Source organism: Pseudomonas sp. R2-37-08W (assembly GCF_003851705.1).
Lineage (GTDB): Bacteria > Pseudomonadota > Gammaproteobacteria > Pseudomonadales > Pseudomonadaceae > Aquipseudomonas.
In genome coordinates this window covers 1785142-1805013 of record NZ_CP027728.1, presented here as the reverse complement: position 1 = coordinate 1805013, position 19872 = coordinate 1785142, and the positions used below count along the sequence as shown (strand labels likewise).

Annotated in this window: 16 protein-coding genes; 4 read left to right on the top strand and 12 right to left on the bottom strand. The window is 62.3% G+C overall.

What is annotated here, in order from left to right:
- Nucleotides 1-91 precede the first annotated feature (91 nt).
- From cmk to mtnA, 7 genes are all read right to left on the bottom strand, one after another.
- Complete coding sequence (gene cmk / locus C4J93_RS08360; RefSeq protein WP_124403470.1) at nt 92-781, bottom strand: (d)CMP kinase; 690 nt, start codon at nt 779-781, stop codon at nt 92-94.
- Nucleotides 778-2988, bottom strand: a complete 2211-nt coding sequence (locus C4J93_RS08355; RefSeq protein ID WP_256660185.1) for a bifunctional prephenate dehydrogenase/3-phosphoshikimate 1-carboxyvinyltransferase — start codon at nt 2986-2988, stop codon at nt 778-780. The genes cmk and C4J93_RS08355 overlap by 4 nt, the downstream gene beginning before the upstream one ends.
- A 28-nt stretch (nt 2989-3016) precedes the next feature.
- Entirely contained in the window at nt 3017-4129 is a 1113-nt protein-coding gene (gene hisC / locus C4J93_RS08350; RefSeq protein WP_124429060.1) for a histidinol-phosphate transaminase, read from the bottom strand.
- 9 nt (nt 4130-4138) lie between these two features.
- Nucleotides 4139-5233 (bottom strand): prephenate dehydratase, encoded by a 1095-nt coding sequence (pheA, locus tag C4J93_RS08345; protein WP_094952927.1) that lies wholly within the window; start codon nt 5231-5233, stop codon nt 4139-4141.
- Nucleotides 5233-6318 carry a 3-phosphoserine/phosphohydroxythreonine transaminase gene (gene serC / locus C4J93_RS08340; protein WP_124429059.1) on the bottom strand — a complete coding sequence of 362 codons (1086 nt, stop codon included), beginning with the start codon at nt 6316-6318 and terminating at the stop codon, nt 5233-5235. The genes pheA and serC overlap by 1 nt, the downstream gene beginning before the upstream one ends.
- Nucleotides 6319-6549: 231 nt before the next feature.
- Nucleotides 6550-9204 carry a DNA gyrase subunit A gene (gene gyrA, locus C4J93_RS08335; RefSeq protein WP_124370078.1) on the bottom strand — a complete coding sequence of 885 codons (2655 nt, stop codon included), beginning with the start codon at nt 9202-9204 and terminating at the stop codon, nt 6550-6552.
- A gap of 425 nt (nt 9205-9629) precedes the next feature.
- The gene (gene mtnA / locus C4J93_RS08330) at nt 9630-10700 is read right to left on the bottom strand and encodes an S-methyl-5-thioribose-1-phosphate isomerase (protein ID WP_124429058.1); all 1071 of its coding nucleotides are present in this window, start codon (nt 10698-10700) and stop codon (nt 9630-9632) included.
- Between the two features lie 109 nt (nt 10701-10809).
- On the opposite strand from mtnA, the gene C4J93_RS08325 reads away from it, so the two are divergent.
- The 4 genes from C4J93_RS08325 to C4J93_RS08310 all read left to right on the top strand — a co-directional run bounded on the left by C4J93_RS08325 (nt 10810) and on the right by C4J93_RS08310 (nt 14469).
- Nucleotides 10810-12141: a TRZ/ATZ family hydrolase gene (locus C4J93_RS08325; protein ID WP_124370076.1), complete on the top strand. Its 1332-nt coding sequence runs from the start codon at nt 10810-10812 to the stop codon at nt 12139-12141.
- A gap of 29 nt (nt 12142-12170) precedes the next feature.
- The gene (gene ubiG / locus C4J93_RS08320) at nt 12171-12869 is read left to right on the top strand and encodes a bifunctional 2-polyprenyl-6-hydroxyphenol methylase/3-demethylubiquinol 3-O-methyltransferase UbiG (protein WP_124361853.1); all 699 of its coding nucleotides are present in this window, start codon (nt 12171-12173) and stop codon (nt 12867-12869) included.
- A 4-nt stretch (nt 12870-12873) separates the two neighbouring features.
- Complete coding sequence (gene mupP / locus C4J93_RS08315) at nt 12874-13545, top strand: N-acetylmuramic acid 6-phosphate phosphatase MupP (RefSeq protein WP_124361852.1); 672 nt, start codon at nt 12874-12876, stop codon at nt 13543-13545.
- Between the two features lie 183 nt (nt 13546-13728).
- Nucleotides 13729-14469 carry a YciK family oxidoreductase gene (locus tag C4J93_RS08310; RefSeq protein ID WP_124366321.1) on the top strand — a complete coding sequence of 247 codons (741 nt, stop codon included), beginning with the start codon at nt 13729-13731 and terminating at the stop codon, nt 14467-14469.
- Between the two features lie 138 nt (nt 14470-14607).
- Here C4J93_RS08310 and C4J93_RS08305 read toward each other — a convergent pair whose 3' ends face one another.
- Genes C4J93_RS08305 through C4J93_RS08285 form a run of 5 tightly spaced genes read right to left on the bottom strand, consistent with a single transcriptional unit; the run spans nt 14608 to nt 19869 of the window.
- Nucleotides 14608-16122 (bottom strand): ABC transporter substrate-binding protein, encoded by a 1515-nt coding sequence (locus C4J93_RS08305; protein WP_124429057.1) that lies wholly within the window; start codon nt 16120-16122, stop codon nt 14608-14610.
- A 15-nt stretch (nt 16123-16137) separates the two neighbouring features.
- Complete coding sequence (locus C4J93_RS08300; protein ID WP_124429056.1) at nt 16138-17124, bottom strand: ABC transporter ATP-binding protein; 987 nt, start codon at nt 17122-17124, stop codon at nt 16138-16140.
- The gene (locus C4J93_RS08295) at nt 17121-18077 is read right to left on the bottom strand and encodes an ABC transporter ATP-binding protein (protein ID WP_124429055.1); all 957 of its coding nucleotides are present in this window, start codon (nt 18075-18077) and stop codon (nt 17121-17123) included. The genes C4J93_RS08300 and C4J93_RS08295 overlap by 4 nt, the downstream gene beginning before the upstream one ends.
- Entirely contained in the window at nt 18074-18925 is an 852-nt protein-coding gene (locus tag C4J93_RS08290) for an ABC transporter permease (RefSeq protein WP_124409339.1), read from the bottom strand. The genes C4J93_RS08295 and C4J93_RS08290 overlap by 4 nt, the downstream gene beginning before the upstream one ends.
- Nucleotides 18922-19869 carry an ABC transporter permease gene (locus tag C4J93_RS08285; protein WP_124429054.1) on the bottom strand — a complete coding sequence of 316 codons (948 nt, stop codon included), beginning with the start codon at nt 19867-19869 and terminating at the stop codon, nt 18922-18924. The genes C4J93_RS08290 and C4J93_RS08285 overlap by 4 nt, the downstream gene beginning before the upstream one ends.
- Between the last annotated feature and the right edge of the window lie 3 nt (nt 19870-19872).

The window sequence follows — 19872 nt, the reverse complement described above, 5'->3', positions numbered from 1 at the left end:
TACGCCCATCTCCACACCCCAGACGGTGTGGGTCAGTTTCAATTAAAAGAAGCGCCGCAGGACTATGACTGGTCCCCTGCAACCTTCTTGGTCACCCGACGATATCGCGAATGGCGATTTCGCTCATGATGCGTTCCAGCACCTGCTCGATGGACAACTCCGTGGAATCCAGCTGTATGGCGTCAGCCGCCGGCTTGAGCGGGGCTACCGCACGCTGGGTATCACGCTCATCGCGTGCACGGATCTCATCTAGCAGACTCGACAGACTAACACCATCGACTTTGCCCTTCAACTGCAAGTAGCGGCGACGGGCACGCTCCTCGGCGCTGGCGGTCAGGAAAATCTTCAAAGGCGCCTCGGGAAACACCACGGTGCCCATGTCGCGGCCGTCGGCCACCAGGCCCGGCGGCTCCTGAAACGCGCGCTGGCGTTGCAGCAAAGCCTCGCGAACCGCCGGCAGAGCCGCCACCTGGGACGCGCCGGCGCCGATACTCTCGGTGCGAATCACGTCACTGACTTCATCACCTTCCAGAATGATGCGCTGCAATTGACCGTCGGTCGCCGCGATGAACTGCACGTCCAGATGGGCGGCAATTTTCGTCAACAACTCTTCGTTGGTCAGGTCGACACCATGGTTACGCGCAGCGAACGCCAGCAGGCGATACAGCGCGCCGGAATCCAGCAGGCACCAGCCCAGGCGCTTGGCCAGGATGCCGGCGATCGTGCCTTTGCCCGAGCCGCTTGGCCCGTCGATAGTAATCACCGGTGCTTTGATATTCACAATTGAGCCTCTTGGGCAACACGCATGCCGACGTGGGCACACAGTGTAAGAAAATTCGGAAAAGATGTAGCGACGTTGGCGCAGTCACGGATACGAATCGGCGCCGCCGCTCGCAAGGACGCGACGCTGAACGCCATGGCAATCCGATGATCGCCATGGGCATGCACGTCGCCACCGTCTATCGGGCCGCCGTCGATGATAATCCCATCAGGCGTCGGTTCACACTTCACACCCAGCGCCAACAGACCGTCGGCCATGACCTGGATACGGTCGGACTCCTTCACCCGCAACTCCTCGGCGCCGCGCAGTACGGTTCGCCCCTGCGCGCAGGCGGCGGCAACGAACAGCACGGGAAACTCGTCGATCGCCAGCGGCACCAGCGCTTCGGGAATCTCGATACCCTTGAGTACAGCCGCGCGTACACGCAGGTCGGCGACCGGCTCACCGCCTACTTCACGCGGGTTTTCCAAGGTGATGTCCGCACCCATCAGGCGCAGGATATCGATCACCCCGGTGCGGGTCGGGTTGATACCGACATGCTCCAGCAACAACTCGGAACCCTCGGCAATCGTGGCCGCGACCAGGAAAAATGCCGAAGATGAAATGTCTCCCGGCACTTCTATATGGGTCGCGGTCAACGCATGCCCGGATTCAACCGACGCCGTCGCGCCCTCCACACCCACCGGATAGCCAAAACCGCGCAACATGCGCTCGGTGTGGTCGCGGGTCGGTGCAGGCTCGGTCACGCAGGTTTTACCTTCGGCATACAGCCCGGCCAACAACAGGCAGGATTTCACCTGGGCGCTGGCCATCGGTAGTACATAATTCAAGCCTTTCAGCCCCTGACCGCCGCGAATGGTCAGCGGCGGACGCCCTTGCGGCCCGGTCTCGATCACTGCGCCCATTTCGCGCAATGGCTCAGCCACCCGACTCATCGGGCGCTTGGACAGCGACGCATCGCCCGTCAGCACGCTGTCGAAGCGCTGCGCCGCCAACAACCCGGACAACAGGCGCATGGACGTTCCGGAGTTACCCAGGTAAATCGGCCCTGGCGCCGGTTTCAAGCCGTGCAAACCCACGCCATGAATCGTCACCCGCCCATGGTGGGGCCCTTCAATCACCACACCCATGTCGCGAAACGCCTGCAACGTCGCCAGGGCATCCTCGCCCTCCAGGAAGCCTTCAACTTCGGTCACGCCGTCGGCCAGTGAGCCCAGCATGATCGACCGATGGGAAATCGACTTGTCTCCCGGCACCCGAATGCGCCCGCTCAAGCGGCCACCGGGGCTGGCGATGAACGTCAGTTCGTCGGCGTCCACAGCAGTTTCCATATAGGCCCGGCGCGCCAGGATCTTGCTGAAGTGCTCACGCGCCACCCGCGCACGGGTGAACACGCCCAGTAATTGGTGACCATCGCCCGCATCCACCGCATCGCGCAAAGCATCCAGGTCGCTGCGGAAGGTGTCCAGGGTGCGCAACACCGCTTCGCGATTGGCGAGGAAGATGTCGTGCCACATCACCGGATCGCTGCCGGCAATCCGCGTGAAGTCGCGAAAACCTCCGGCGGCATAGCGGAAAATCTCCAGATTTTCGTTGCGCTTGGCCAACGAATCCACCAGGCCAAACGCCAGCAGATGGGGCAGATGACTGGTAGCAGCGAGCACTTCGTCGTGGCGTTCAACCTGCATATGCTCCACGTCCGCCCCCAGCTCGCGCCACAGACGATCCACCACGGCCAAGGCCGCAGGATCGGTCTGCGCAAGCGGGGTCAGGATCACTTTGTGCCGACGAAACAGCTGTGCATTAGACGCTTCCACCCCGCTCTGCTCGGAACCGGCAATCGGATGGCCCGGCACGAAGCGCGGCGGCATTTCACCAAACGCCAGTTGCGCCGCGCGCACCACATTGCCCTTGGCACTGCCGACATCCGTGAGAATCGCGCTGCCCAGGTCCAGGCTGGCCAAAATCTCCAAGAGCTTTTCCATGGCCAGGATCGGCACCGCCAGCTGGATCACGTCGGCGCCATGGCACGCGACGGCCAGGTCCGCCTCACAACGGTCTACCACCCCCAGTTCTACCGCCAACTGGCGCGATTGCGGGTCCAGGTCCACGCCGACCACTTCGCCGCACAGGCCGCTCTCACGCAGGCCTTTGGCGAAGGAACCCCCGATCAACCCAAGACCAACCACCACCAGGCGACCGATCATAGGCACAGCAGGTTGCAATGCAGTGACATCAACCACGGGCCAGAACCTTGGCCAACGCCTCCAGGAAGCGGCTGTTCTCAGCCGGTAACCCGATGGTGACACGCAGGTGATTCGGCATGCCGTAATTGGCCACCGGGCGCACGATCACGCCTTCGCGCAGCAACCCCTGGAAGACCGGGGCGGCTACCTGGCCGAGGTCGACACAGATGAAGTTGCCCTTGGACGCAATCCAGCCCAGGCCCAGCTCGCGGAAACCTGCCTGCAATTGCTGCATGCCGCTTTCGTTGAGGCGACGGCTTTCTGCCAGATAGTCGGCATCCTTGATCGCCGCACAGGCCGCCGCCAGGGCGAGACTGTTGACGTTGAACGGCTGGCGCACGCGGTTCAGCACATCGGCAACCACCGCCGTGGACAAGCCGTAGCCGACCCGCAGCGAGGCCAGGCCATAGGCCTTGGAGAACGTGCGCGACACCAGCAGGTTCGGGTAGGCCGCCAGGAAGTCCAGGCCATCCGGCAGGTCGCCGCCTTCGGCGTACTCGATGTAAGCCTCGTCCAGCACCACCAGCACGTGCTCGGGCACGCCTTGCAGGAAGTGCTCCAGCGCCTGTGCGTCGAACCAGGTGCCGGTGGGGTTGTTCGGGTTGGCGATGAACACCACGCGGGTCTGGGCATCGATGGCCGCCAGCATCGCCGGCAGGTCATGGCCCCAGTCTTTTGCCGGTATAACGCGGGCATCCGCGCCTACGGCCTGGGTCACGATCGGGTAGACCGCAAAGGCATGCTCACTGAACACCGCATTCAGGCCCGGCGCCAGATAGGCGCGACCGACCAGCTCGAGGATGTCGTTGGAACCGTTGCCCAAGGTCACCTGATTCAGCTCGACCCGGCATTTTTGCGCCAGCAGCGACTTGAGGGCAAAGCCGTTGCCGTCGGGGTAACGGGTCAGCTCAGCCAGCTCTTCACGAATCGCCGCCAGCACCTTGGGGCTCGGGCCCAGCGGGTTTTCGTTACTCGCCAGCTTGACGATCCTGGACGGGTCCAGATTCAACTCACGCGCCAGCTCGTCCACAGGCTTGCCCGGAACGTAAGGCGACAGTTGTTGCACGCCCGGCTGCGCCAGGGCGAGGAAGTTGCCACTCATGTTAAAGCCTCACAAAACCGCTTTCGGGTAAGAGCCCAGCACCTTGAGTGCCACGGCCTCCTGGCTGATTTTCTCCAGCACGCCTTTGACCAGTGGGTCGCGGTGATGCCCGATGAAGTCGATGAAGAACACGTAGGTCCATTTACCGCTGCGCGAAGGACGCGTCTCGATGCGCGTCAGGTCGATGCCGTTGTCGTGGAACGGCACCAGCAGCTCATGCAGTGCGCCGGGCTTGTTGCTCATGGAGACGATGATCGACGTCTTGTCATCGCCCGTGGGCGGCACTTCCTGGCTACCGATCATCAGGAAACGCGTGGAGTTGTCCGGGCGGTCCTCGATTTTCTCGGCCAGGCGCGTCAAGCCATACAGGCCTGCCGCCATATCGCCGGCAATCGCCGCCGAGTTCCATTCGCCCTTGACCCGCTTTGCCGCCTCGGCATTGCTGGAGACCGCCACGCGCTCGACATTCGGGTAATGCGCATCCAGCCACTTGCGGCACTGGGCCAGGGACTGGGCGTGGGAATAGATCCGGCTGATGCTGTCGGTCTTGGTGTTCTCGCCCACCAACAGGTGATGGTGGATACGCAGCTCGACCTCACCGCAGATCACCATGTCGTGTTCCAGGAAGCTGTCCAGCGTGTGGTTGACCGCGCCTTCGGTGGAGTTTTCCACCGGCACCACGCCAAAATTCACCGCACCGGCTGCCACTTCGCGGAACACTTCGTCGATCGCCGCCATCGGCTTGCTGATCACGGCATGGCCGAAATGTTTCATGGCCGCCGCCTGGGTGAAGGTGCCTTCCGGGCCGAGGTACGCCACTTTCAGCGGCTGCTCGAGGGCCAGGCACGAGGACATGATTTCACGGAACAACCGCGCCATTTCTTCGTTGCCCAGCGGGCCTTGGTTGCGTTCCATCACGCGTTTGAGCACCTGGGCTTCTCGCTCGGGCCGGTAGAACACCGGCACTTCGCCTTCTGCCAGGGACGCCATTTTCACCCGCGCCACTTCCTGGGCGCAGCGTGCGCGCTCACTGATCAGCTCGAGGACTTTCTCGTCCAGGCTGTCGATGCGTACACGCAGGGCCTTGAGTTCTTGCTCAGACATTAGCCGTGTTCCTTTTCAAACTCTGCCATGTAGGCAACCAGCGCGTTGATCGCGTGGATGTCGACAGCGTTATAGATGGAGGCGCGCATGCCGCCGACCGAACGGTGGCCCTTGAGGTTCAACAGGCCACGCGCTTCGGCGCCGGCCAGGAATGGCTTGTCCAGGCGGTCGTCAGCCAGGCGGAACGGCACGTTCATCCACGAGCGGTCGCTGAGGTTGATCGGGTTGCTGTACAGGCCGCTGGCGTCGATGAAGTCGTACAGGGTGCGCTTCTTCACTTCGTTGAGCTTACCCATGGCCGCCACGCCGCCCTGCTCCTTGAGCCATTCAAACACCAGGCCGGACAGGTACCAGGCGAACGCCGGCGGAGTGTTGTACATCGAGCCGTTATCGGCCGCGACCTTGTAGTTGAGCATGGTCGGGCACAGCGAGCGGGCGCGACCCAGCAGGTCTTCACGGATGATGTTGACCAGGATGCCGCTCGGGCCGATGTTTTTCTGCGCGCCGGCGTAGATCATGCCGTACTTGGACACATCGATCGGGCGCGAGAGGATGTCCGAAGACATGTCGCACACCAGTGGAACGTCGCCCACCTGCGGCACCCAGTCGAATTCCAGGCCACCGATGGTTTCGTTGGCGACGTAGTGCACGTAGGCCGCGTCCTTCGACAGTTTCCATTCGTTCTGACCCGGAATGGCGAAGTAGTCATATGGCTTGGCGGTGCCTGCCACGTTGACATGACCGTAGCGGGAGGCCTCTTCAATGGCCTTCTGCCCCCAGATACCGGTGTCGATATAGTCCGCCGTGCCGTCTTCCGGCAGCAGGTTCAGCGGGATCTGGGCGAACTGCTGGCTCGCGCCGCCTTGCAGGAACAGCACTTTGTAGTGGGAGGGGATGTTCAGCAAGTCGCGCAGATCCTGCTCGGCCTTGGTGGCGATGGACACGAACTCATCGCTGCGATGGCTCATTTCCATCACGGAGAGGCCTTTTCCATGCCAGTCGAGGAGTTCAGCCTGCGCGCGCTGCAGGACTGCTTCAGGAAGCGCCGCGGGACCGGCACAGAAGTTATAGGCTCTCTTGCTCACATCCAATCTCACTCTGGTCTGGTGGTAGTCACGCAAACATATCAGCCGACACCGGATCCCGTGTGGGAGCGGGCTTGCTCGCGAAAGCGGTGGGTCAGTCAGCTTATGTGCCGGTGACACTCCGCAATCGGGAGCAAGCCCCCTCCCACAGTTGGATTTTCATCGCTGTCGATATTTCCATCCGGACAAACAACAAGGGGGCGAATCTTCATCCGCCCCCTGTGTGTCCGCTTATTCCTGCGGTTCTTCTTCGTCTGCGGCTGCATCGAGGGTTGGCTCGTCGACGTTGTCATCGCCGGTTGCGATCACCTCGCCCTCAAAACCTTCCCCTTCGAGCTCGTCATCTTCAACTTCCGAAGGCTCCTGCACACGTTCCAGGCCGACCAGTTTTTCGTCCTTGGCCAGCTTGATCAAGGTCACGCCCTGGGTGTTACGGCCCAGGCTCGAGACTTCTGCCACGCGGGTACGTACCAGGGTGCCCTGGTCGGAAATCAGCATGATTTCCTCGCCGTCGAGCACCTGCACCGCGCCGACCAGACGACCGTTGCGGTCGTTGCTGACCATGGCGATCACGCCCTGGCCGCCACGCTTGTACTCCGGGAACTCGCTGATGGCGGTGCGCTTGCCGTAGCCACGCTCGGACGCGGTAAGGATCTGGCTGCCTTCTTCCGGGATCAGCATGGAAATCAGCTTCTGCCCTTCCGGCAGGCGCATGCCGCGCACACCACGGGCAGTACGGCCCATGGCGCGAACGTCGGATTCCTTGAAGCGCGTGACCTTGCCGCCGTCGGAGAACAGCATGACTTCGCGCTCGCCGTCGGTGATGGCCGCCGAAATCAGCACGTCGCCTTCATCCAGCTCCAGGGCGATCAGGCCCACGCTGCGTTGACGGCTGAAGGATTCCAGCGGGGTCTTCTTCACGGTGCCTTTGGCGGTGGCCATGAAGATGAAGTGACCCTCGGTGTATTCATCGACCGGCAGCATGGTGGTGATGTACTCATCACTGTCCAGCGGCAGCAGGTTGACCAGTGGGCGACCACGGGCAGCGCGGGAGGCTTCAGGGATTTCGTAGGTTTTCAGCCAGTACACCTTGCCCTTGCTGGAGAACAGCAGCAGCGTGGTGTGGCTGTTGGCAACCAGCAGGTGAGCGATGTAGTCCTCATCCTTCACGCCGGTAGCCGATTTACCTTTACCGCCACGACGCTGGGCCTGGTAGGCCGCCAATGGCTGAGTCTTGGCATAGCCGCCGTGGGAGATGGTCACCACGCGCTCTTCTTCCGGGATCATGTCACCCAGGGTCAGGTCGAGGCGCGCATCAAGGATTTCGGTACGGCGCACGTCGCCGTATTCGGCGCGGATCACTTCGAGTTCTTCGCGGATCACTTCCATCAGGCGCACGGCGCTGTTGAGGATGCGGATCAACTCGCCGATCTGGTTGAGGATTTCCTGGTACTCGGCCAGCAGCTTCTCGTGCTCCAGACCGGTCAGACGGTGCAGGCGCAGTTCCAGGATGGCCTGGGCCTGTTCCGGCGACAGGAAGTACTTGCCTTCGCGCAGGCCGTATTGCGGATCCAGGGTTTCCGGACGGCACGAGTCGGCGCCGGCGCGTTCAACCATCGCGACCACAGCGCTGGATTCCCACGGCGTGCTGATCAGCGCTTCCTTGGCTTCCGACGGGGTTGGCGAGGCCTTGATCAGGGCGATCACCGGGTCGATGTTCGACAGCGCAACCGCCTGGCCTTCCAGGATGTGGCCGCGCTCGCGGGCCTTGCGCAGTTCGAACACGGTACGGCGGGTGACCACTTCGCGGCGGTGACGCACGAAGGCTTCCAGCAAGTCCTTGAGGTTCAGGATGCGCGGGCGGCCATCGATCAGCGCAACAACGTTGATACCAAACACGCTTTGCAGCTGGGTCTGAGCGTAGAGGTTGTTGAGGATCACCTCAGGCACTTCGCCACGACGCAGCTCGATCACCACGCGCATACCGTCTTTGTCGGACTCGTCGCGCAGCTCGGTGATGCCTTCGAGCTTCTTCTCTTTAACCAGCTCGGCGATCTTTTCGATCAGGCGCGCCTTGTTCAGCTGGTACGGAAGTTCGGTGATGACGATCTGCTGACGGCCACCGACCTTGTCGATGTCTTCGATCATCGAGCGGGCGCGCATGTAAATGCGGCCACGGCCGGTGCGGTAGGCTTCGATGATGCCGGCGCGACCGTTAATGATAGCGGCGGTCGGGAAGTCCGGGCCGGGGATGTATTGCATCAGCTCATCGATGGTCAGCTCGGGGTTGTCGATGAGGGCCAGGCAACCGTCGATCACTTCACCGAGGTTGTGCGGCGGGATGTTGGTCGCCATGCCCACGGCGATACCGCTGGAACCGTTGACCAGCAGGTTGGGAATACGGGTGGGCATCACGGCCGGGATCATTTCGGTGCCGTCGTAGTTCGGCACCCAGTCCACGGTTTCTTTATGCAGGTCGGCCAGCAGCTCGTGCGCCAGCTTGGTCATGCGCACTTCGGTGTATCGCATGGCTGCGGCGTTGTCGCCGTCGACCGAACCGAAGTTGCCCTGGCCGTCTACCAGCAGGTAGCGCAGGGAAAACGGCTGGGCCATCCGAACGATGGTGTCGTACACCGCAGTGTCGCCGTGAGGGTGATACTTACCGATCACGTCACCGACAACACGGGCAGATTTCTTGTACGGCTTGTTCCAGTCGTTACCCAGCTCGCTCATCGCGAACAGCACACGCCGGTGCACGGGCTTCAAGCCATCGCGCGCATCAGGCAGTGCCCGACCGACAATTACGCTCATCGCGTAGTCGAGGTAGGACTGTTTCAGCTCGTCTTCGATATTGACCGGGAGGATTTCTTTGGCCAGTTCGCCCATGAGAAGCCTGATTCCTTTTTCGGGTGAAACTTCGTCACATCCAGATGGGACGAACGAAGCTCGCCGCTGCCGGCACGGTGCCTGACAACGACTTACGACAAATCAACGAGTTATGACACGGATCTGCACGTTATGGGCAACCCCTCGGGGCGGCCCTGGAAACCGCCGGATGTTATCACAATCGCCGCCACGCACCTATCCCCCTGATGCGCATGGAGGCTAGTAATTTGTTGAATGACAGGCTTGAGGAGGACGAGAGGGGCTCAGAGATGGGGTGGTGCTGTTTTTTGGGGGGCGGATCCGGAAGTTTTATTGACTTTTAGGGCCAATCGGGAGCAAGCCCCCTCCCACATTTTGACTGTGTTCACAAATCAAATGTGGGAGGGGGCTTGCTCCCGATTGCTCTTCAACAAACACCACCACCCTCAATGCAGCCGCTTACGGCACATCAACCTGGCCAGCTTCGCCGCATCCGGCCGCTCCACCACCCCTTTCTCGGTGACGATCACATCAATCAGGTCGGCCGGGGTGACGTCAAAAACCGGATTGAAGGCCTGCACCTCCAGCCGCTGGCCATTCACCTCCAGCAGCTCAGCCACATCACGCTCTTCCAGGGCCACGTCATCGCCAGTGGCCATCATCAGGTCGAGGGTCGAGCTCGACGCCACCACCATAAAGCGCACGCCGTGGTGCATGGCGCACACGGCCAACTGATAGGTGCCGATCTTGCCGATCACATCACCATTGGCCGCGATGCAGTCAGCGCCAACGACCACCCAGGTCACGCCTTTGGTTTTGAGGATATGCGCCCCGGCGGAGTCGGCATTGACCGTCACCGGGATACCCTCGCCCGCCAACTCCCACGCCGTCAGGCGCGAGCCTTGCAGCCAGGGACGGGTTTCGTTGGCATAGACCTGCTCGACCAGCCCCTCCAGGAACGCCGCACGAATCACCCCGAGGGCCGTGCCGACACCGCCCGAAGCCAATGCGCCGGCATTGCCATGGGTGAGGATCGCCTGGGCGTTGCCCTGGTGCTTGCGAATCCGCTCCATACCCAATTGGGCCATGACCACATTGGCCTCGCGGTCGCTTTCATGGATGGCGATGGCTTCGGCTTCCAGCACCGCCAATGGGTCGGCGTGCTGCTTGAGGCGGTCGAGGCGGTCGCGCATGCACTTCAGCGCCCAGAACAGGTTCGATGCAGTGGGTCGGGTATCGGCCAGCAGTGCGTAGTCTTCTTCCCAGGCCGCCTGCCAGTCGCCGCCTTCGGCCATGCGCTCGCGAGCAGCCAGCACCAGCCCGTAGGCTGCGCTGATGCCGATGGCCGAGGCGCCGCGCACCACCATCGAACGAATGGCGGCGGCCACTTCGCCGACGGTCGAGCACGCCACCCAGCATTCCCGGGCCGGCAGCGCACGCTGATCGAGCAGGTGCAGCACGCCATCACGCCAATCGATGGCCTTCACCTTCTCTGCAGCCAACAGTCGGTCGCGCATCCCTTTCCCCGTACTCATGAACAAAAGCCGCCGATTATAGCGATCCGCCAGCCAGGACGCTCGGGTATACTTCGCCCTTCTTTTATAGCTGCCCAGGAAGAAGCCTGCGATGACGCCCACTGCCGCCCCGCTCGACTTATTGCTCCTGCCGACCTGGCTGGTCCCCGTCGAACCCGCTGGCGTGGTGCTCAAGGAGCATGGCCTGGGTATTCGTGACGGCTGCATCGTGTTTATCGGGCCGCGGGCGGCGGCGCTCAAGCTTGAGGCCAGCGAGGTGCGCGAGCTGCCCGGCATGCTGCTCAGCCCGGGCCTGATCAACGCCCACGGGCATGCGGCCATGAGCCTGTTTCGCGGCTTGGCCGATGACCTGCCGTTGATGACCTGGCTGGAGAAACACATCTGGCCCGCCGAGGCCAAGTGGGTCGATGAAGCCTTCGTCCGCGATGGCACCAACCTGGCCATCGCCGAGCAACTCAAAGGCGGCATCACCTGCTTCTCGGATATGTATTTTTACCCCAAGGTCGCCAGCGACTGCGTGCACAACAGCGGTATGCGCGCACAGATCGCCATTCCGATCCTGGATTTCCCGATTCCCGGCGCCAGCAGCGCCGATGAGGCAATGCGCCAGGGTATCGAGCTGTTCGGCGACCTCAAGCACCATCCCCGCATCAAGATCACGTTCGGCCCCCACGCGCCTTACACCGTCAACGATGACAACTTGGAGAAAATCCGGGTGATCGCCGAAGAGCTGGACGCCGCGATTCATATGCATGTGCACGAAACCGCCTTCGAAGTGCAGCAGGCCGTGGAACAGACCGGAGAGCGGCCATTGGCCCGCCTGGGTCGCCTCGGCTTGCTGGGCCCGCGCTTCCAGGCCGTTCATATGACCCAAATCAGCGAGGATGACCTGGCTTTGCTGGTAGAAAGCAACACCAGCGTCATTCATTGCCCGGAATCGAACCTGAAACTGGCCAGCGGCTTCTGTCCGGTTGAACGCCTGTGGCAGGCTGGCGTCAATGTGGCTATAGGCACTGACGGCGCCGCCAGCAACAACGACCTCGACCTGTTGGGCGAAACCCGCACCGCCGCCATGCTGGCCAAGGCTGTCGCTGGTTCGGCGACCGCGCTGGACGCCCATCGCGCGCTGCGTATGGCGACCCTCAATGGCGCGCGGGCGATGGGCCTGGACAGCCAGATCGGCTCGCTGGAAGTCGGCAAGGCCGCAGATATAGTCGCCTTCGACCTTTCGGGGCTGGCGCAACAACCGATCTACGATCCGGTCTCACAGCTTATCTATGCCACCGGTCGCGATTGCGTGAAACACCTTTGGGTCGCCGGCAAGCAGTTGCTCGACGACCGACGATTGACCCGCATGGATGAAGCACAGTTGACCGCCACGGCCATTGCCTGGGGCCAGCGCATCAGCGGGCACAGCGAATAAACCGATTTATCAGATTCAGAGGATTCACCATGAGCAACGTCGACCACGCCGAAATCGCCAAATTCGAAGCCCTGGCCCACCGCTGGTGGGACCGTGAGAGCGAGTTCAAGCCCCTGCACGACATCAACCCACTGCGGGTCAACTGGATTGACGAACGCGTCAACCTGGCCGGCAAAAAGGTGCTGGATGTGGGTTGCGGCGGCGGCATCCTCAGCGAAGCCATGGCCCAGCGTGGCGCTACCGTGATGGGCATCGACATGGGCGAAGCGCCGCTGGCCGTGGCCCAGTTGCATCAGCTGGAATCCGGCGTGAGCGTGGAGTACCGCCAGATCACCGCCGAAGCCCTGGCCGAGGAAATGCCTGAGCAGTTCGACGTGGTCACCTGCCTGGAAATGCTCGAGCACGTGCCGGACCCGTCTTCGGTGATCCGCGCCTGTTTCCGCATGGTCAAGCCCGGCGGCCAGGTGTTTTTTTCCACCATCAACCGCAATCCCAAGGCTTATCTGTTCGCGATCATCGGCGCCGAATACATCATGAAGCTGCTGCCGCGCGGCACCCATGACTTCAAGAAATTCATCCGCCCGTCCGAGCTGGGGGCCTGGAGCCGTCAGGCCGGCCTCAGCGTAAAAGACATCATCGGCCTGACCTACAACCCACTGACCAAGCACTACAAGCTGGCCAGCGACGTTGACGTCAACTACATGATCCAGACCCTGCGCGAGGAGTAAGCCTGTGAAGTTGCGAGCGGTTCTCTTCGACATGGACGGTACCCTGCTGGACACCGCGCCGGACTTTATCGCCATCTGCCAGGCCATGCGCGCCGAGCGTGGCCTGGCGCCGGTCAATCCGCAGCACATCCGCGATGAAATCTCCGGTGGCGCGCGGGCCATGGTCGCCGTGACCTTCTCGATGGACCCGGAGTCGCCAGGCTTTGAAGCACTGCGCCAGGAATTCCTCGAGCGCTACCTCAAAGACTGCGCGGTGCACAGCAAACTGTTCGACGGTATGGCCGAACTGCTGGAAGACATCGAGAAGGCCAAGCTGATCTGGGGCGTGGTCACTAACAAGCCGGTGCGCTTTGCCGAGCCGATCATGCAGCGACTGGGCCTGGCCGAACGCTCGGCCGTACTGATCTGCCCGGACCACGTGAAAAACAGCAAGCCGGACCCGGAACCGATGCTCCTGGCCTGCAAGCTGCTCAACCTGGACCCGGCCAGCGTGCTTTTCGTCGGCGATGACCTGCGTGACATAGAGTCCGGCCGTGATGCCGGTACGCGCACGGCGGCGGTGACCTATGGCTACATTCACCCGGATGACAACCCCCGTCACTGGGGCGCGGATGTGGTGGTGGACCACCCGCTGGAGCTGCGCAAGGTGCTGGATAACGCGCTGTGCAGTTGCTGATAACTCACCGCTCTTACTGACCGATGAAGATCCAATGTGGGAGGGGGCTTGCTCCCGATAGCAGTGGATCAGCCAATAAATGCAGTGACTGACACTCTGCTATCGGGAGCAAGCCCCCTCCCACATTTGGATTTGTGTACTGTTTGGATTTTGGCCACATACTGAATTTTGTCGAGGCTATTTATGTTTGATTACGCTGCACCTCCGGAACTGCTCAAAGGCCGCATCATCCTGGTCACCGGTGCCGGCCGTGGGATCGGCGCCGCTGCGGCGAAAACCTACGCGGCCCACGGCGCCACGGTGCTGCTGCTGGGCAAGACCGAAGCCAACCTGGCTCAGGTGTATGACGAGATCGAAGCGGCGGGCCAGCCGCAGCCGGTGGTGATCCCGTTCAACCTGGAGACTGCCCTGCCCCATCAATACGATGAGCTGGCGGCGATGATCGAAAGGGAATTTGGCCGCCTCGACGGCCTGCTGCACAACGCCTCGATCATCGGCCCGCGCACACCGATCGAACAGTTGTCCGGCGAGAATTTCATGCGGGTGATGCACGTGAACGTCAACGCGATGTTCATGCTGACCAGCACCTTGCTGCCGCTGCTCAAACTGTCCCAGGATGCGTCGGTGGTGTTCACCTCCAGCAGCGTCGGGCGCAAGGGCCGGGCGTATTGGGGCGCCTACGGTGTGTCGAAGTTCGCAACCGAAGGCTTGATGCAAACCCTGGCCGATGAGCTGGAGGATGTGGCCGCCGTGCGCGCCAACAGCATCAACCCGGGCGGTACGCGCACCAGCATGCGGGCCCAGGCGTACCCAGGGGAAAACCCGATGGAAAGGCCGGCGCCGGAAGAGATCATGCCGGTGTACCTGTATTTGATGGGGCCGGACAGTGCGGGCATCAATGGGCAGGCGTTTGATGCGCAATAACCCCTGACACAAGACATAAGTGGAACAAAATGTGGGAGGGGGCTTGCTCCCGATAGCGGAGTGCCAGCCAACAGATTAATTGGCTGATCCACCGCTATCGGGAGCAAGCCCCCTCCCACATTGGTATTGCAGCGCTTGTCAGTTTTTCACCACTTCCTCAAGGGTGAAGCGCCCCAACGGGTTCTGCAGGAAGTTGCTCACATTCTTGCGTGAGATGTTGATATACGGGCTGTAATACAGATCGATCCAGTTCACATCCTGCTTCGCCAGTTTCTGCAATTCCACATACATCTGCTCACGCTTGGCCGGGTCGGCCTCGATGCGCGCTTGTGCCACCAGCGCCTTGACCTTGTCGTTCTGGTAGCGGGTCATGTAGTTCTGGTTGGTGTCGTGGCCCAGCACGAAGGTGGTCTTCTGGTCCGGGTCGAGGATGTCGTTGGTCCAGTACATCACCGAAATATCGTACTCACCGTCCACCAGCATCTGCCAGCTCTGGGTCGGGTCGACCTTCTGCAGGTTGGCGGTGATGCCGACCTTGGCCAACTGGTCCTTGATGATCACTGCGATCTGCTCGTCAGCTTCATTGCCGGCGTTGACCACATAGTTCAACTTCAAGTCCGTGGCGCCTGCCTCTGCCAGCAGCTTTTTGGCCGCCGTCGGGTCATACGGGCGCTGCAGGTTATTGGCGTAGTGATACAGCGAGCCTTTGGGGATGTAGGAATACGCCACGGTGCCTTGACCGTAAGTGGCGGTCTTTACCAACGATTGTTTGTCGATGGCCATGTCCAGCGCTTCACGCACCTGCGGCTTGGCCAGCAGGCCGTGCGCGTGGTTGATCAGCAGGTGATCTTCGCGGGTGGACGGGTCGGCGTGGATCACCACGTTCGGGTCTTTCTTCAGCTCCTCGACACGGGAGAAGGGTACGAAGATCGCCGTGTCCAGTTCGTTGTTCTGCACCATGCGCATGCGTGTGTTGTCGTCGGTGACCGACACCCATTCCACGCCGTCCAGGCTGACCTTACTGGCCTGCCAGAAGTTCGGGTTCTTCTTCAGGATCACGCGGTCGCCCTTGCGCCATTCGTCCACGGTGAACGCGCCGGAGGTCACCGGGTTTTCCGAGTAGGCGTCTTCGCCCATCGCCGTCATGGCTTTTTCCGACAGGATCGACACCGTTGGCGAGGCCAGTTGCGAGAGAAACGCCACCGCCGGGGTTTTCAGGGTGACCACCAGCGTCTTCGGATCGCTGGCCTTGGCGGTGTCGATCAGGCTGAACGGGTCACTCCACAGCGACGCCTTATTATCGCGGATGCGCAACAGGCTGAACGCCGCATCGCTGGCGGTGATCGGCGAACCGTCGGAAAACTTCGCGTCGCGCAGTTTAAAGGTGTAGGTCAGGCCGTCCTTGGAAATCTCCCAGCTTTGCGCCAGGCCCGGTTCCATTTTGGTGCCCAGGTTATCCACGCGCACCAGGGTGTCGTAGACGTTGGCGAACACCCAGGTATCGCGGTTCTGCGCGCTTTTGATCGGGTCAAAGGTGGTGCTGTCTTCACGGCAGCCGATGGTCAGGACGCCGGCGGCCTGGGCCAGGCCGGCAGTGAGGGACCAGGCGGTCAGCGTGGCGGCGGCGAGCAATTTCAAATGGCGCGATTGCATGTCATAACTCCTTGTTCATGATGGGCAGGAAGGATCAAAGGGGTGTTCAAGCACGCAACTGTATCGATGCTCATGCAGCGAGTGGGTGGGCGGCAACATCACGGAACACATGGCGCGGGCATACCGGCAACGCGGGTGAAACGCGCAACCGGTGGGCAGGTTCAGTGGGCTGGGTGGTTCGCCGGGCAGCGGCTGCGCCGGTAACGGGCGATGCGGGTCAATCTGCGGAATCGCTTCGATCAACGCCGCCGTATACGGGTGACGCGGTGCAGTGAACACCGCTTCCACCGGCCCCTCCTCGACGATCTTGCCCAGGTACATCACCGCCACGCGGTCGCACAGGCGCCGCACGATGGCCAGGTCATGGGCGATGAACAGGATCGCCAGGTTCATGCGCTGTTGCAATTGCAGCAGCAAGTTGATGATCTGGCCCTGGATCGACACGTCCAGCGCCGCCACGCATTCGTCGGCAATGATCAAGCGCGGCTCCACCGCCAGCGCCCGTGCGATCCCTACGCGCTGGCACTGGCCGCCACTGAGGGAGCCTGGCTTGCGCGACGCCAATTCGGGCCGCAGGCCGACCAGCTCGAGCAGCTCATCGACCCGGGCGCGGATGTTTTCCGGGGCGACCTTGCGCTGCACCCGCAACACTTCGGCGAGGGTTTCGCCGAGGGTGTGGCGCGGGTTCAGGGCGGCGTAAGGGTCCTGGAAAATCATCGCGGTTTCCTGGCGCAACCGCGCAATATCGATGGCGCTGCCCTGGGCCATGTCGACACCGTCAAACAACACCTGCCCGGCGATGATCGGGTTCAGGTGCAAGATCGCCCGTCCCAACGTGCTTTTACCGCTGCCGGACTCGCCCACCAGCCCGAGGGTTTCACCGGCCGCCAGGTTCAGTGAAACCCCGTTCACCGCCCTCACCCACTGCTTGTTCAACCCGAACAGGCCAGTGCCGGACGCGGCAAAGCGCACCTCCAGGTCCTTGATCTGCAGCAGACTCATGGGCGTTCTCCGAGGGGATAGTGACACGCCAGCCGTGCGCCTTCCGGCAACAGCGTCGTACACAGCGGGCCGACCTGCGGACAGCGGGGGTTGAAACGGCAGCCGTCAGGCAATGCATCGAGCAGCGGTGGCTGGCCAGGGATAGTGCGCAGCAATGCATGACCGCTGCTGTGGGCCGGCTGGCAATCGATCAGCCCGGCGGTGTACGGATGCCGAGGATGGGCGAGCAGTTCATATTTGCTGCCGTGTTCGCACAGGCGCCCGGCGTACATCACCGCGATGGAGTCGCAGCTTTGCGCCACTACGCCGAGGTCATGGGTGATCATGATGATCGACAGGCCACGCTTGTCGCGAAGGTCGAGCAACAGCCGCAGGATTTGCGCCTGCACCGTCACATCGAGGGCGGTGGTGGGTTCGTCCGCGATCAGCACCTTCGGGTTGCACCCCAGGGCTACCGCAATCATCGCGCGCTGGCGCATGCCGCCGGAAAATTCATGGGGATAGTTGTCGACCCGCGCCTGTGGGTCTGGGATACCCACTTGGCGCAGCACGTCGATGGCCTGCAGGCGCGCGTCTTTTTTCGAGGCGCCCTGATGCAGGCGGATGCCCTCGGCGATCTGTTCGCCGATACGCATCAACGGGTCCAGGTGACTGCTGGGGTTCTGGAAAATCATGCCCAACTGCCCGCCCCGGACGGTGCGCATGCCGGCTTCATCCAGGCGCAACAGGTCCTGGCCGGCCAGTTGCACTGCGCCGCCTTGTACGCGCAGGTTGGGCGACGGCAACAGGCGCATCAGCGCGCGGCACGCCAGGGTCTTGCCCGAACCGCTTTCACCGACCAACCCCAGGATCTCGCCTTCGGCCAGGTCAAAGGACACGCGGTCGACCAGGCACAGCTCGCGCCCGGCGTTATTGGCGATCACACTGAGGTCGCGCACCTGCAGCAGGCTCATGAACGAGCCCCCAACACTTGCGCCACACCATCGGCCAGCAGGCTGAAGCCCATGGCCAGGGTCACGATGGCCAACCCTGGAAAGGTGCAGATCCACCAGGCGGTGGTGATGAAGGCCTGGCCTTCGGCGACCATCGTCCCCCATTCGGCGGTCGGCGGTTGCACGCCCAGGCCCAGGTAGCTCACGGCCGCACCGTTGAGCAGCACCAGCACCGCGTCGGACATGGAAAACACAATCGAGCCGAACAGCGCATTGGGCAGCAAATGCCGGAACAGGATGCGCCCATGGCCAAACCCCAGGCTCTTGGCGGCCAGGGCGAACTCGCTTTCCTTGAGCACCAGGATCTGCGAGCGGATCAACCGCGCATACGACACCCAGCCCACCAGCGCCATGGCGATGTAAAAGCTCTGCAGCCCAGGCCCGAGAATGGCCATGATCGCCAGCATCAGCACCAGGAACGGAAACGCCAGCACCACATCGATCACGCGCATGCACACACTGTCGAAGCGCCCGCCGATATAGCCGGACACCGCGCCGACGAAGGTGCCGATCATGAACGGAAAGATCACCCCGACAATCGCCAGTTGCAGGTCGATGCGCGCGCCCCATATCACCCGTGAAAGGATGTCGCGGCCGTAGTTGTCCGTGCCGAACGGGTGCGCAATGCCGGGCGCGAGCAGACTCATCTCGGTGTTCTGCGCGATGGGGTCGTAGGGGGCGATCCACGGCGCGAACAGCGCCAGGGTCAACCATGCAAACAGTATCAACAGGCCCCACGCGGCAGTCAGGCGACCGTTGCCAAAACCCAGGCGCAGGCGCCAGGGGGCGACCAATGGGCGGCTGTTCATTGCATCTTCACCCGTGGGTCGAGGGCCACCGTCACCACGTCGGCGACGAAGTTGACCACCACCGTCGCACAGGCCAGCACCATCGCCACGCCCTGCACCACCATGTAATCGCGGGTAAAAATACCGCGCACCAGCAACTGGCCGATGCCGGGAATGGCGAACAGGCTTTCGATGACCACCGTGCCGCTGATCAGCCAACCGATATTCACTGCCAGCAGGTTAACCGCCGGCACCAGGGAGTTGGGCACGACATGGCGGCGGAACACAGCGGTTTCAGACAGCCCCCGCGCCCGTGCAGCGGTGACATGGTCGGCCTGCAGCTCCACCAACATGCTGGCGCGCAGATTACGCACCAGCACCGCCGACAGCGCCAGCGCAATGGTCAGACACGGCAGCAGCATATGGTGGGCCTTGTCCAGCCAGGTGCGGCCATAACCGGACACCGGAAACAGGCCCCATTGCACGCTCAGCAACAGGATCAGCATCAGGCCCAGCCAGAACGCCGGCATGCCCAGGCCGACCGTGGTGAACACGCGAATCAGGGTGTCGGGCCAGCCGCCTTTATTGCGCGCCGCCAGTGTCGCCAGCGGCACCGCGATCAACAGCGCCAGCACCACGCTGCCGAGCACCAGCACCAGGGTCGGCTCGATGCGGGTGACGATCAGCTTGAGGGCGTCGACCTTGTACAGCAGCGATTGGCCGAGGTCGCCCTTGAGCAGGTTCTTCAGGAAATAGAAGTATTGCAGCCACAACGGCTCATCGAGGCCGTACTGGGCGCGGATCTTCAGCAACGCGTCCGGCGTGCTGCGCGAGCCCAGCAGCGCACGCGCCGGATCGCCCGGGATCGAGCGCACCAGCACGAAGGTGATCAAACTGATGCCCAACAGCACCGGCAACAACTGCAGGGGCCGGGACAACACAAAACGGTAGCGGGCCAGGTTCATCCG

What these genes read in the sequence shown, in the direction of transcription:
- C4J93_RS08355 (WP_256660185.1), bottom strand. Translation starts at nt 2,988, where the DNA reads ATGATCGGTCGCCTGGTGGTGGTTGGTCTTGGGTTGATCGGGGGTTCC.
- hisC (WP_124429060.1), bottom strand. Translation starts at nt 4,129, where the DNA reads ATGAGTGGCAACTTCCTCGCCCTGGCGCAGCCGGGCGTGCAACAACTG.
- pheA (WP_094952927.1), bottom strand. Translation starts at nt 5,233, where the DNA reads ATGTCTGAGCAAGAACTCAAGGCCCTGCGTGTACGCATCGACAGCCTG.
- gyrA (WP_124370078.1), bottom strand. Translation starts at nt 9,204, where the DNA reads ATGGGCGAACTGGCCAAAGAAATCCTCCCGGTCAATATCGAAGACGAG.
- mtnA (WP_124429058.1), bottom strand. Translation starts at nt 10,700, where the DNA reads ATGCGCGACCGACTGTTGGCTGCAGAGAAGGTGAAGGCCATCGATTGG.
- C4J93_RS08325 (WP_124370076.1), top strand. Translation starts at nt 10,810, where the DNA reads ATGACGCCCACTGCCGCCCCGCTCGACTTATTGCTCCTGCCGACCTGG.
- ubiG (WP_124361853.1), top strand. Translation starts at nt 12,171, where the DNA reads ATGAGCAACGTCGACCACGCCGAAATCGCCAAATTCGAAGCCCTGGCC.
- C4J93_RS08310 (WP_124366321.1), top strand. Translation starts at nt 13,729, where the DNA reads ATGTTTGATTACGCTGCACCTCCGGAACTGCTCAAAGGCCGCATCATC.
- C4J93_RS08305 (WP_124429057.1), bottom strand. Translation starts at nt 16,122, where the DNA reads ATGCAATCGCGCCATTTGAAATTGCTCGCCGCCGCCACGCTGACCGCC.
- C4J93_RS08300 (WP_124429056.1), bottom strand. Translation starts at nt 17,124, where the DNA reads ATGAGTCTGCTGCAGATCAAGGACCTGGAGGTGCGCTTTGCCGCGTCC.
- C4J93_RS08295 (WP_124429055.1), bottom strand. Translation starts at nt 18,077, where the DNA reads ATGAGCCTGCTGCAGGTGCGCGACCTCAGTGTGATCGCCAATAACGCC.
- C4J93_RS08290 (WP_124409339.1), bottom strand. Translation starts at nt 18,925, where the DNA reads ATGAACAGCCGCCCATTGGTCGCCCCCTGGCGCCTGCGCCTGGGTTTT.
- C4J93_RS08285 (WP_124429054.1), bottom strand. Translation starts at nt 19,869, where the DNA reads ATGAACCTGGCCCGCTACCGTTTTGTGTTGTCCCGGCCCCTGCAGTTG.